At 50.8% G+C, this 12736-nt stretch carries 12 protein-coding genes and 1 other annotated feature; of the genes, 2 read left to right on the top strand and 10 right to left on the bottom strand.

Annotated features, from left to right (window positions below; all coding sequences use genetic code 11):
• Positions 1 to 6 precede the first annotated feature (6 nt).
• The 7 genes from ACW9JV_RS05580 to ACW9JV_RS05550 all read right to left on the bottom strand — a co-directional run bounded on the left by ACW9JV_RS05580 (position 7) and on the right by ACW9JV_RS05550 (position 9993).
• Entirely contained in the window at positions 7 to 2364 is a 2358-nt protein-coding gene (locus ACW9JV_RS05580; protein WP_457332183.1) for an endonuclease MutS2, read from the bottom strand.
• A gap of 41 nt (positions 2365 to 2405) precedes the next feature.
• Positions 2406 to 4133 (bottom strand): DNA polymerase/3'-5' exonuclease PolX, encoded by a 1728-nt coding sequence (gene polX / locus ACW9JV_RS05575; RefSeq protein WP_457332181.1) that lies wholly within the window; start codon positions 4131 to 4133, stop codon positions 2406 to 2408.
• A 64-nt stretch (positions 4134 to 4197) separates the two neighbouring features.
• Positions 4198 to 4740 carry a CvpA family protein gene (locus ACW9JV_RS05570; protein WP_457332179.1) on the bottom strand — a complete coding sequence of 181 codons (543 nt, stop codon included), beginning with the start codon at positions 4738 to 4740 and terminating at the stop codon, positions 4198 to 4200.
• A 3-nt stretch (positions 4741 to 4743) separates the two neighbouring features.
• Entirely contained in the window at positions 4744 to 5046 is a 303-nt protein-coding gene (gene zapA / locus ACW9JV_RS05565) for a cell division protein ZapA (protein ID WP_457334591.1), read from the bottom strand.
• Positions 5047 to 5393: 347 nt separating this feature from the next.
• Positions 5394 to 7817, bottom strand: a complete 2424-nt coding sequence (gene pheT, locus ACW9JV_RS05560) for a phenylalanine--tRNA ligase subunit beta (protein ID WP_457332177.1) — start codon at positions 7815 to 7817, stop codon at positions 5394 to 5396.
• Positions 7818 to 7830: 13 nt separating this feature from the next.
• Complete coding sequence (gene pheS, locus ACW9JV_RS05555) at positions 7831 to 8865, bottom strand: phenylalanine--tRNA ligase subunit alpha (protein WP_457332175.1); 1035 nt, start codon at positions 8863 to 8865, stop codon at positions 7831 to 7833.
• A gap of 43 nt (positions 8866 to 8908) precedes the next feature.
• Positions 8909 to 9151, bottom strand: a binding site (T-box leader).
• Positions 9152 to 9222: 71 nt separating this feature from the next.
• The gene (locus ACW9JV_RS05550; RefSeq protein ID WP_457332173.1) at positions 9223 to 9993 is read right to left on the bottom strand and encodes a TrmH family RNA methyltransferase; all 771 of its coding nucleotides are present in this window, start codon (positions 9991 to 9993) and stop codon (positions 9223 to 9225) included.
• A 96-nt stretch (positions 9994 to 10089) separates the two neighbouring features.
• On the opposite strand from ACW9JV_RS05550, the gene sspI reads away from it, so the two are divergent.
• Positions 10090 to 10296 (top strand): small acid-soluble spore protein SspI, encoded by a 207-nt coding sequence (gene sspI, locus ACW9JV_RS05545; protein ID WP_457332171.1) that lies wholly within the window; start codon positions 10090 to 10092, stop codon positions 10294 to 10296.
• 40 nt (positions 10297 to 10336) lie between these two features.
• Here sspI and ACW9JV_RS05540 read toward each other — a convergent pair whose 3' ends face one another.
• A complete protein-coding gene (locus tag ACW9JV_RS05540; RefSeq protein WP_457334589.1) occupies positions 10337 to 11398 on the bottom strand; it encodes a M42 family metallopeptidase in 1062 nt (353 codons plus the stop codon).
• Between the two features lie 99 nt (positions 11399 to 11497).
• Positions 11498 to 11974 carry a dUTP diphosphatase gene (locus ACW9JV_RS05535; protein ID WP_457332169.1) on the bottom strand — a complete coding sequence of 159 codons (477 nt, stop codon included), beginning with the start codon at positions 11972 to 11974 and terminating at the stop codon, positions 11498 to 11500.
• Positions 11975 to 12102: 128 nt separating this feature from the next.
• On the opposite strand from ACW9JV_RS05535, the gene ACW9JV_RS05530 reads away from it, so the two are divergent.
• Complete coding sequence (locus ACW9JV_RS05530) at positions 12103 to 12495, top strand: sigma-w pathway protein ysdB (protein ID WP_457332167.1); 393 nt, start codon at positions 12103 to 12105, stop codon at positions 12493 to 12495.
• Here ACW9JV_RS05530 and ACW9JV_RS05525 read toward each other — a convergent pair.
• On the bottom strand, positions 12470 to 12733 hold the full coding sequence (locus ACW9JV_RS05525; protein ID WP_457332165.1) for a DUF1294 domain-containing protein: 264 nt from the start codon (positions 12731 to 12733) through the stop codon (positions 12470 to 12472). The two genes, ACW9JV_RS05530 and ACW9JV_RS05525, sit on opposite strands and share 26 nt — an antisense overlap.
• Positions 12734 to 12736: the final 3 nt, after the last annotated feature.

Below are 12736 nucleotides of genomic sequence, written 5' to 3'. Positions count from 1 at the left end.
CTGTTATTATTTCAAACGGGCGACGGTATTTCCGATTCCGCCCTCATTCATGCCGCCGTCCCTGGCTTCTGCCACGCTGGGATGCTTTTTCAACAGTTCTTTGACCCCTTTACGGAGAGCCCCTGTCCCTTTGCCGTGGATAATGTGGACCTGGGGATAGCCCGCCAGAACAGCCTCATCGAGATATTTTTCCACCTTCTGCATGGCATCTTCGTAACGGACACCGCGAAGATCAAGTTCCGGTTTCACTGTATTACCCGCGGACACCTTCGTCATCGGACGGACCGGTTGTTTGACCGGTTCCTCCTTGACTTTTTCCATGTCACCGGCTTTTACATTGACTTTCATGATACCGAGCTGCACCCGGTATTCGTTATCACTCGTTTTTTCAAGCACCTGTCCCTGCTGGTTGAAGCTGAGGACTTTCACTTCATCGCCAGGTTCAAAGGTGCGGGTTTTTTCCGCCTGTTTTTTGATCTGCTGCTGCCGCTTGTTTACATCCGGCGCTGCCTCATCCATCCGTTTTTTCGCATCTATCAGTTCATGTTCTTTGACCTGATGTCCCTGCTGCTGGAGCTCCCTTAGATCCTGAATGATTTCATCCGCCTGTGCCCGAGTCTTTTCAAGCTCTTTTTGGGCTTTGTTTTCAGCCGAAGCAATCACATCCTGTTTTTTACGGTCCAGTTCCTGAAGTTTCTGTTCAAGATCCCGGTGAAGCTGTTCTGCTTCTTCTCTCGTGCGGCGGGCCTGTTCCATCTCATCTTCAGCGGCACGCTGCTTCTCCTCCAGCGATGTAATCATGTTTTCCACCTGACGGGTGTCCGCATTCACTTCGGATTCAGCAGCTTCAATAATCGATTCATCCAGCCCGAGCCTGCGTGAAATGGCAAAGGCATTGCTCCGCCCCGGAATACCTGTGAGAAGCCGGTAGGTGGGGCGCAAGGTTTCCACGTCAAATTCAACGCTCGCATTCATGACGCCTTCCCGGTTGTAGGCATATCCTTTCAGTTCACTGAAATGGGTTGTAGCCACAAGTTTGGCGCCGCTGGCATATACGTAATCCAGAATCGATACGGCAAGAGCAGCCCCTTCGTCGGGGTCGGTGCCTGCGCCGATCTCATCAAACAGAACCAGACTCTCATCATCTACATGGTCCAGAATATCCACAATGTTTGTCATGTGGGAAGAAAACGTACTGAGGCTCTGTTCAATCGACTGTTCATCCCCGATATCAGCATAAACATAGGAAAACACAGCTGCTTCCGATTCTTCATCGACCGGCAGAAACAAACCGGACTGTGCCATCATGCTGAGAAGTCCGACGGTTTTCAGTGTCACTGTTTTTCCGCCGGTATTTGGTCCGGTGATAACAAGAGAAGAAAACGTCGTCCCGAGCTCTACATCAATCGGAACCACTTCTTCCCAGGAGAGAAGGGGGTGTTTTGCCTCTTTAAAGCGAAGCCGGCCGCTTCCGTTCAACCGGGGGCGGGACGCTTTCAACTGCTTTGCATAATAGGCTTTTGTAAATAAAAAATCGAGTTCAGCCAGGTGTTCCAAATTTTCAAGAAGCTGGTCGGCGGATACCTGCACCCGTTCCGATAATTCTTTCAGAATTCTTTCTATCTCCTGGCGTTCCTGCGCCCTCGCTTCATTGAGCTGATTATTCATCGTGACAACCGACTGCGGTTCAATAAACAGCGTTGCGCCGGAGGCGGACTGATCATGAACAATACCTCCGAAGGAGGACCGGTATTCCTGTTTGACCGGAACGACATAGCGGTCGTTACGGATCGTGACAATCGCGTCCGACAGTTGTTTCTGCTGGCCGGAAGAGCGGGTCATCTGCTCCAGCTTGGAACGAATATCCGCTTCCGTACCGCGGATCTTCTGACGGATACTGCGAAGGGCCGGAGTGGCAGCATCGAGCACCTCTCCATGATCATCTATCGACTGTTTGATTTCCTTTTCCAGGTCGGAAAGAGGAGCAACAGGGGCGGCCAGTTCCGCAAGAAGGGGCAGTTCGATCTCTTCTTCCACCATCGTTTCGATGAATCGTTTGATACGCCGGCCGCCGTACACCGTGTCGGCAATTTCGAGGAGTTCGCCGGCATTCAGCGTGCCGCCGATCTGGGCGCGTTTCAGATGCGCATGGATATCCGTGATGCCTCCAAGCGGTGCCTGCCCTTTCAGGCGGAGTACTTTCGCCCCTTCTTCTGTGCGGTTCTGTTCCACTTCTGCTTTTTCCAGACTGGTGAACGGTTCGAGTGATTCTACTTTTTTCCGCCCCAGCGTTGACGCGACATGTTCTTTCAGCTGTTCTTTCATCTTGTCATATTCCAATACGCGCCGTACGCGTTCGTTCATGCCCGGTCATCCTTTCAACACAAGCTGTATCAAAGCAGGCTTCAACGGCCTGTAAGGTTCTGTTTTTCCTGTAAAAATGCACGCAGACCGTCTATATCTCTTGTATTCAATATCTGTTCTCTTTGGAGAAGCGCTTTTTTGGCTGACGATATCCCAATTTCCATGTGATCCAGCATTGCTGCATGATGCGCATCCGTATTGACAGCAATCAGCGTTTCGGTTTCTGCTGCTTTCCGAAGCCACTCCGCGGATAAATCAAGACGGTTCGGATTCGCGTTCAGTTCGAGCGCTGTACCGGTGGCAGCTGCTTTTTTCAGCAGTTCTCCTACGTCTGCATCATAACCCGTTCTGCGGCCGATCAAACGTCCGGTCGGATGGGCGATAATATTCACATACGGGCTGTCCAGTGCCGCATGCATCCGTTTCATAATCTCACTCCGGCTCTGCGAAAAAGAGGAATGAATCGATGCAATCACCACATCCAGCCGGGCAAGTACCTCGTCATCAATATCAAGGGTGCCATCCGGACGGATATCCATTTCAATCCCGGCCAGCACCGTAAAGTCTTCATATTTGTCGTTCACACGGCGGATTTCTTCCATCTGTCTGAGAATACGGTCTTCATTTAATCCGTGGGCCACCTGCAGAAACTTGGAATGATCCGTCACAGCCATCCACTCATGACCGCGGCTGCGGACCTCTTCGGCCATTTCCTCCACAGAAAGGGCTCCGTCGCTCCAGGTTGTATGCATGTGAAGATCCCCTTTAATATCAGAACGATCCACTGTTTCATACGGCTCTTTATACCTTTCCGTTTCATCCCGGCCGCTTCTTGCCTCCGGGGGAATAAAATGAAGACCGAGATGGTGAAAAAATGCTTCTTCCGAAGGAAACACTGTCATTTCACCGCTTTCCAGATCTTCAATTCCGTATTCACTCACCCGTTCGCCCCGGCTTTTTGCAATCTGGCGGATAAGTACATTATGATCTTTTGAACCAGTGAAATGATGAAGGGTGCTCGCAAACGCATCATCATCTGTTAAACGAAAGTCAACCTGTACCGGATAGGCCAGTGCTAATTCCAGGGATACCTTGGACGGGCCGTCCGCCGGGATATCCGATACAAACGGAAGATTCCTGAGCTCTTCCCGTACCTGCTCTGTATCTTCCACCGATAGAATATAATCGAGGTCCTTCACGGTTTCTTCCATACGACGGAGACTGCCGGCGCGGGCCCATCGTTTCACCTTCAGACGGTTCTGGATTTCCTTTTCCAGCATATCTGCCGTTTCCAGCATAAAAGCAACGGGAAGACGTTCCGGGCGGCTTCCCATATCCTCAAGTGCTGCCAGTATTTTTTCTTCCGTCTTGGCGCCGAATCCGGAAAGTTCCTGAACCCGTCCGGCTTCACAGGCCTGTTTCAGTGATGCTGCATCTATAATACCAAGTTCCTGATATAATTTGGCGATCTTTCTCCCGCCGAGGCCCTGAAGGTCAAGCAGCGGAATCAGTCCGCCGGGGATTTCGGATTTCAGGGATTCAAGCACCTGCGCCTGGTCCGTATCCCGTAATTCTATGATGACTGCCGCTGTTCCTTTTCCGATTCCATTCAGCGAAGCAGGGGTTTCTATTTCTGATAGGGAGCGTTCATCCTGTTCCAGGGCCTGGGCCGCTTTCCGGTATGCGGAAATTTTAAACGTGTTCTCTCCTTTAATCTCCATATACACCGCAATCGATTCCAGAGCCTGTATGACTTCTTTTTTATTCATCTGGATTTCCTCCCTCTCGGAACGTAGCGTACGAAAAAACTTCTCGATAATAGAGAAGTTTTTCTCATGACTCTTCCATCCAAAGGCCTTTCAACCAATCCGACAGAAAAGGGGTATGATTGATCATGATGTCAGCCATGGTGGATTGATCCATGATATTCTGAATCATTTCTATTGGCAATAGTGCCGCTGTCATCAGCAGTATAAACAACAGAAGATAGGTCTCCACAAAACAGAGAATTCCCCCGAGCCACCGGTTGACCATACGGAGCACAGGCAGTTTCGATACAAAATCGAGCATGGATCCGATGATCTGAAGAATGATTTTCACTGCAAAAAAGATCAGGATAAAGGCAATACCGTTATAATAGACAGCTTCCAGATCAAAAGATGTAACCATCATCTGAACGATGCCGTCCCCATCACTGGAGATTTCAGGATGCGGCAGCCACAACCGTAAATATTCTGCCAGATCGTGATAAAAGGTGAAAGCAATATACAATGCAATAAAAAAGCTGACCAAATGAATGGTTTGTAAAATGAAACCTCTCCGAAGTCCAACAAAAAAGCTAATAATTAATATCAGGAGTAACAAAAGACTGAGCATGAATTACCGTTCCTCTTCTCTCTCATTTCGATCCCGGGTGTCCATTGACTGTTTCAGTTTCATATAATCATCCGTTATATTGAGCGCTGTCAGCACAGCGAGTCTGGTTGTATCAAGATACGGATTATGTTCCTTGAATTCGCGCATTTTCTGATCCAGGTGTTCTGCCACCTGCATAACATGCTCGGGAGGTTCGTCCCCGACTATCGTATAGGGCTGGCCGAAGATGGTGACTGTCGTACGCTGCTTATCCTTGCCGTCATCCACCGTATAAAACCTCCTGTCATCTGCAAAATACCTATCCATAATAATAACAGAATCGTGTCGGATTGGAAATGTTTTTTCCTCCGGAAACACGCTTGTTCCGCCGTAGCGAAAAGGGAGAACTGGAAAGAGCTTGATGCATGGTGATCCTTCGGCGGTCCCGCATGTAAACCTGCTTGTTTGGCGTGTAAATGGCGGGATTCGGCTGGTAACCGTCGACGTTTGCCCGGTAAGCTCCTTGTCCGGTGCTCATCCACTGCTGCTTTGGACCGGCAAAACCCTGGATTTGCATTCCGCAGGCAAAAAACGACGGAACAGAATGCTCAAGCGAAGCATTCCATCCCATCGTTTGGAAACATCAGCAGAACCGGATTGTCCCAGCCTCTTCGTTATTTCCTAAGTTCTGCGTTCACTTCTTTTTCCAGCCGGCTGAGGACGTTGTTATGCGTTTCTGCGACTTCTTCATCTGTCAGCGTGCGTTCCGGATCCAGGTAGACGAGCGAGAACGCCAGGGATTTTTTCCCGGGATCGAGTTTGTCCCCTTCGTACACATCAAACAGAGCCGTCTGGTGCAGAAGGTTCCCGCCTGCCTCACGGATGATCCGTTCTACACGGCCGGCTGCTGTGTCGTCATCGACCACAACGGCAATGTCTCTTGTAACAGCAGGGTAACGCGGCACCGTTTGATAGAAAAGCGGCGAGGCTTCACGGGCAAGAAGCAGGTCGAGATCGATCTGGAACACATACGTTTCCTTGATGTCCCATTCTTTTTCCACGGTCGGATGAACCTGACCGGTAAATCCGGCATAGGTACCGTCCAGATAGATATCGGCGCTTCGGCCCGGATGAAGTTCGGCATGTCCGGAGCGGACAAATTCCACTGCAGAAGCTGCACCCAGCTCCTCAAACAATCCCTCCAGCACTCCTTTTACAACAAAGAAGTCCGCTTTTTTCTTTTCGCCCTGCCAGAGGTGGGAATCCCATAATCCTGTTACGGCTGCCGCCAGTACACTTTTTTCCGTCGGCTGCTGCGTCAGTATTCCGCCCGGCTCTCCAATGAAAACAGAGCCCAGTTCAAACACGGATACGTCATGAATCTGCCGGTTGCGGTTGTACTGCACGGTGTCCAGCAGCTGGGGCAGAAGGCTGGTCCGCATTGTACTCCGTTCTTCGCTCATCGGCATCGAAACCTCGACGCTGCCTGGAAGAGGGTGAATCTGCAGGCGGCTGCTGTGCTCTCTCGAAGTAAGGGTATAGGTCAGAGCTTCATGCAGACCCGCACCTTCAAGATACCGGCGCACCCCGCGCAGGCGGCGCTGACGCGTTGTTAAAAATCCCGGGGTGGTTACGCCGGACGGCAGCGTCGTCGGGATGTGATCATAGCCGTACAGGCGCGCGGCTTCTTCTGCCAGATCCACTTCCCGCTCCAGATCCGGGCGGCGTGTCGGCACTTCCACCGTGATATATCCGCCGTCTTCAAATGCCGTAAGGCGGAGGCGCCGGAAAATCGAAAAAAGATCTTCAGCAGAAAGATCCATGCCGAGAAGGTGGTTTAACCGGCCGGCACTCGTACGGATCGTGTTATTTTCAGAAGGACGGTGATCCACTTCCACAGTCCCTTCGAGCACTTCACCTCCGGCATAGGTTTCAAGCAGCGAGGCCGCGCGTTCGGCTGCTTCCTCGACACGACCGGAATCAATTCCTTTTTCAAACCGAATGCTCGATTCACTGCGGATTCCGGTTTCCCTTGAGGCTTTACGGACTCGGGCCGGCTGAAAATAAGCGGCTTCGAGCAGAACGGCTGTCGTGTCATCCTGCACTTCGGATGAAGCACCGCCCATGACACCGGCAAGAGCCACAGGCTCGGTGCCGTTTGCAATGACCATGTGCTCCGGAGAAAGCGTACGTGTTTCTCCGTCCAGTGTCGTCATCTGTTCCCCGTCTCCGGCGCGCCGCACCAAAATCTCAGACGAGCCCAGTCTGTCCAGATCAAAAGCGTGCAGGGGCTGCCCGTATTCAAGCAGGACATAGTTTGTAATATCCACTACGTTGCTGATCGGGCGGATGCCGGCAGCCGTCAGACGGTTCTGCATCCACTGCGGAGACGGTCCCGTAACGATATTTTTCACTACTTTCGCCCCGTAGTACGGATTATCTTCCGGAACATCCACCCGCACCGATACGTGGCTGGATGCTTTTTCCTCCCTTTCTTCGTGTGTAGTATCCGGATGGACCACGTCCCTGTCGAGAAGTGCCGCCATTTCATAAGCAACCCCGAGCATGCTGAGACAATCCGGACGGTTCGGAGTCAAGTCCAGTTCCAATACCGTATCGCGGAGCGCGAGTTCCTCCACAGCGTCCGCACCTGTCTCGGCATCATCCGGGAAAACATAAATTCCGTCCTGAAACTCTTTGGCAATCAGCTTCTGTTCCAGGCCAAGCTCCTGAAGGGAACAGATCATCCCATCGGATTCCTGTCCGCGCAGCGTCGTTTTCTTGATTTCCATTCCTCCCGGAAGAACGGCTCCCGGCTCAGCGGTTACGACTTTCTGCCCTGCTGCCACATTCGGCGCCCCGCAGACAATCGTTCTTGTTTGCGTGCCGGTGTCCACCCGGCAGACATTGAGCTTATCTGCTTCCGGATGCGGATCGCAGGCTTTCACATAACCTACCACAACATTTTCGATTCCTTCACTGCGCGGGTGCAGCATGTCCACTTCCACGCCGCCGCGCGTCAGGCGCTCTGCCGTTTCTTCCACACCTATATCATCTAAATCCACATAACTTTTCAACCATTGATAGGATACTAACATGATTGCTGCCTCCTTACGCGCGTTTGAATTGGTCTAAAAACCGGATATCATTCGTATAGAAATGGCGGATGTCATCAATGCCGTATTTGAGCATCGCAAACCGTTCGACACCCATGCCGAACGCAAAACCGCTGTAGACGTCCGGGTCAAACCCGCTCATCTCCAGTACCCGTGGATGTACCATACCGGCCCCGAGTACTTCAATCCAGCCGGAATGCTTGCATATCCGGCAGCCGCTTCCCCCGCAGATGCCGCAGGATACATCCACTTCCACCGACGGCTCCGTAAACGGGAAAAAGCTCGGGCGCAGACGGATGCTGCGGTCTGTGCCGAAGTATTTCTGCACAAACGCTTCGAGCACCCCTTTCAAATCACTCATCTGCACGTTGTGATCGACATACAGGCCTTCAATCTGCATGAATTGGTGCGAGTGGGTCGCGTCATCATCATCACGCCGGTATACCTTCCCGGGGCAGACAATCTTCACCGGTCCCTGTCCTTCAAACTGTTCCATCGTGCGCGCCTGTACCGGCGACGTCTGGGTGCGCAGCAGCATGTCTGTTGTCACATAAAAGGAATCCTGCATATCCCGGGCCGGATGTTCCGGCGGCAGATTTAATTTTTCAAAGTTGTACTGATCGGTTTCCACTTCCGGACCTTCGGTAACCTGAAAGCCGAGGCCGACAAAGATATCCTCTATCTCTTCGACGACAGCTGTCAGCGGATGACGGGCTCCCTGTTTTACTTCTTTTCCAGGGAGGGTGACGTCCACACTTTCAGCCTTCAGCTTTTCTTCCAGGGCTGCCTGTTCAAGCTGCTCTGTCTTTTCTTCCAGCTTTTCTTTAATTTCCTCCCTGACTTCATTTGCTTTCTGGCCGACTTTCGGCCGTTCCTCTTCCGACAGCTGCCCCATGCCACGGAGCACTTCCGTAATCGGTCCTTTTTTCCCAAGATATTTCACCCGTACAGATTCCAGTGTTTTCAGCGAATCTGCCTGCTTTATTTCATCCAGGGCCTCTTTTCCCAATTCCTGCAGGCGCTCGATCATTTTTATTCCTCCTTTTAGCATAAAAAAACCTTCACCCCTGTTCATAAGGGACGAAGGTTCCGCGGTACCACCCTTGTTAACCATAGACGTCTGCCGCCGTCTGGTTCACTCGTTTCATCAGATAACGGTTAATCCCGGTACACCTTACCGACAGATCAGTACTGTCGATTTCCGGTGCCGGCTCCAGAGCGAATTCAACAGGCCTGTCACAGAAATGCTTCCAGTCGGCGGCATTTCCTCCCTGAGTGACGGTGAACCGTTTACTACTCTCCTTCACAGCCTTTTTATCAGATTCTATTCTTTTCGTTTCTAATCATGGAATAAGTATAAAAAAAAATAATATCGAATGCAAGGTGTTTAGATGGACTGTTTTAAGTGATACAGCAGGATACCGGTTGTCACTGACACATTCAGCGATTCAGCATTGCCGTATATCGGAACATAAATATTCAGGTCGGACTGCTCCAGAAATTCCTGCCGGGCTCCTGCGCCTTCATTGCCGACAATGAGCGCAAATCCTTTCTGGGCACCGATGGCAGTGTGGGTCGTCCCTTCATTTACCGACGTGCCGAAAACCGGGATCTTGTGCGTACGGCAGGCTTCCATCCACTCCCCCAGGTCTCCTTTCAGAACCGGCAGATGGAACAGGGAACCCTGTGTCGCCCGGATTACTTTATCATTGTATCCGTCCACCGTACCTTCTCCGAGAATGACCGCACTGACGCCGGCTGCGTCGGCGGTCCGGATCATCGTACCGAGATTTCCCGGATCCTGAACCCCATCTACTAATAAATAGGAATGATCAGTATGGACGGCTGGAATGGTTTCTTCGGGCATCCGGCAGATCGCCGTGATCCCCTGCGGTGTTTCCGTTCTGCTCATTTCCTTCATGACCTGATCCGTCACGATCGATACCGGCAGGTCAGATACTTCTACATTCCGGGGGATATCTTTGTTTTCCTCAATAAACACATCGATGATATCTACATCATGAGCGGCAGCTTCCTGCAGCAGATGCCACCCTTCAATAACAAACTGCCTCTCCCGTTCTCTGAATTTCCGCTTCATCAGCCGTTTTACATTTTTTACTTTTGGATTTTTGACGGAGTCGATTCGATTCAATGGCATCCCTTTTCCCTGATCCCCCATACACATATATTTTTGCCGACGGTGCACACTAATCGTACTATTTATTATTTTATCACAAAAAAGGAGAGAATATGGATGTCTTTTAATTTACGCTCAGCAGTACTCCAAAACATTTCTGGCAATAACGAGGAGCAGGTGGAGGCAACCATTCAGGACGCTGTCGAAAGCGGGGAGGAAAAAATGCTTCCGGGCCTCGGCGTATTGTTTGAAGTGTTCTGGCAGCAGGCTTCGGATGATGAAAAAAACCAGGTCATCCAGGACATTACAGAAGGCCTCCAGTAAAAAACGCTCTCCGCCTCAACAGGCGGGGAGCGCTTATTTTTTACGTATCGTACGTAATTTCATGGACTTTGGCGGCGTCGAGTCCTTTGATGATTTGGACAAACAGCTGCACCGCATGTTCAAAATCATCCTTATGCAGAATGGCTGCATGGGTGTGAATGTAGCGGGTCGGAACGGTGACAGCCAGACTCGGCACGCCTTCTCCGGTCAGGTGAATCGATCCGGCATCGGTGGCACCGCCGCTCATGGAATCATACTGATACGGAATGTCGTGTTTATCCGCCGTATCCGTTACAAAATCACGCAATCCTTTATGGGATACCATGGAGCGGTCAAAAACGAGAATCTGAGGTCCCTTTCCAATTTCGGCTTTGGCATCATTTTCTGTGACACCCGGCGTATCACCGGCGATGCCGACGTCGACCGCAAAACCGATATCCGGTTCAATTTTTGAAGCCGATGTCTTCGCTCCGCGCAGCCCGACTTCTTCCTGAACCGCTCCGACGCCATACAGTTCGTTGGGGTGCTCCTCATTCTGCAGGCGCTTCATAGCTTCGATGGCAATAGCGCAGCCGATGCGGTTGTCCCAGGCTTTGGCCATCATTAATTTTTCATTGTTCATGACGGTGAAATCGCAGATGGGAGCTATGGAGTCACCCGGCTTCACCCCGAAGCTTTCCGCTTCTTCTTTACTGGATGCCCCGATATCAATAAACATATCCTTGATCTCCACCGCTTTTTTGCGCTGTTCCGCTGTCAAAATATGCGGAGGTTTGGATCCAATGACACCGGTGATGTTTCCTTTGGATGTCATGACGTTCACCCGCTGGGCGAGCATCACCTGGCTCCACCAGCCGCCGACTGTCTGAAACTTCAGGAAGCCGTTATCATCAATCTGAGTCACCATAAAGCCGATTTCATCCAGATGGCCGGTCACCATAATTTTAGGGCCGCCTGCTTTTCCAGTCTTTTTGGCGATCAGGCTGCCGAGATGATCGGTGGTTACTTCGTCCGCGTAAGGCGAAATATGATGTCTCATGACGTCCCGGGCTTCTTTTTCATTGCCCGGAATGCCGTTTGCATCGGTGAGTTCTTTCAGCATCTGCGTTGTCTGGTCCAATGTGTTTCCTCCTTTTCCTGTCTCATACACTTACACTCTCCTTTTACTATAATGCCCAATCTTTGGATATGCAAACAAATGTCAGTACCCTTCATCCTGGCGCTGATGATTGGCGTTATTTTTTCGGAGGTAGGCACTTTCTATTTCCTCCCGTGAAAAGCCAAGATCAGCTCCGAGGGAAAGATATGATTCAAACAGTTCCAGAAAACGTTCCTTTGCGAACGTTTCTTTCAGCTGCAGGGCACTCTGGTACACGCTGTGAAACTGCTCCGTCAGGGAGCGTCCGGAACTGCCTGCGTCCGGAACTTCTTCCCATCCGCCGTCCAGTCCGAGCGACAATATGAAGTGCAGCCCGTCTACATATTCTTCCGCAATCACATCACGCGGGGACGCCGGTTTTTGGCTCCAGTATTTAAAACAGCGCGTCTCATTGGCCAGCTCGCCGATTTCCACTAGAAGCGCCAGCAGCTTGTCGAAGTGAATCTCTTCCCGGTTCAGACCATGATCCTCCAGGATTCTTTCATCGAGATCCCGCTGTATGGAGAACAACTGCTTCATGCTATCTTTTCCTTTCTCTTTCTATATGCATTATAATGAAACTAACAACATGTCTCTTCCGTATAGTATAATGCAGACAGAGCCCGTTTTTTTCGTAAAACCGACACTCCGCAAGGGAGGGATGAACGATGGCGCTTCTGCTGCGTACACTGATCGTCATTGCCTTGATAATTTTAATATACGCTGTGGTCAAATATATTCTCAATCCGAAACGCAAGCTGGAGCTGGCTCATGAAAAGAAACAGTTCTATTTCCTCGATGAACCGAAAAATGTACGGAAAAACTTTTTGATCACGTATAAAGGAGTTATGTTTGAGGGGGAAAAATATCTCGGAACAACGGATAAGGCATTTGATATCGTTTCCGTTTCGATTTGGGTGAAAAATAAAGACCGTCTGCAGGGACTCCAGCATCAGGATTTCATTTTCCTGGAAAAGGAAATCCTGGAGCATTACCCACACGCCTCCATCGAATGGAAAAGCCCGATCCGCGAATTTATCCGTAAGTCAGAAAGAGAATAAAAACAACCTGTGCTGCCAGCAGCATAGGAACACCAATCCTGAAAAGAAGATGCCGGGTTTTATGCCGGAACGCAAACATCCCGGCCAGCATGCCGGCACTTCCACCGAGCCACGCAAGAAGCCAGAGCCGTTTTTCCGGTATGCGCCGTTTCTGATGGCGCGCCAGGTGTTTATCCCTCCCCATCATCACCCAGGTATAAAGATTTAAAAGTGCGGCATATCCCAACAACCATATCACCGG

The organism is Salibacterium sp. K-3, from assembly GCF_054052005.1.
Note: the sequence above shows the minus strand (reverse complement) of the source record. Positions and strands in the feature narration are given on the sequence as shown.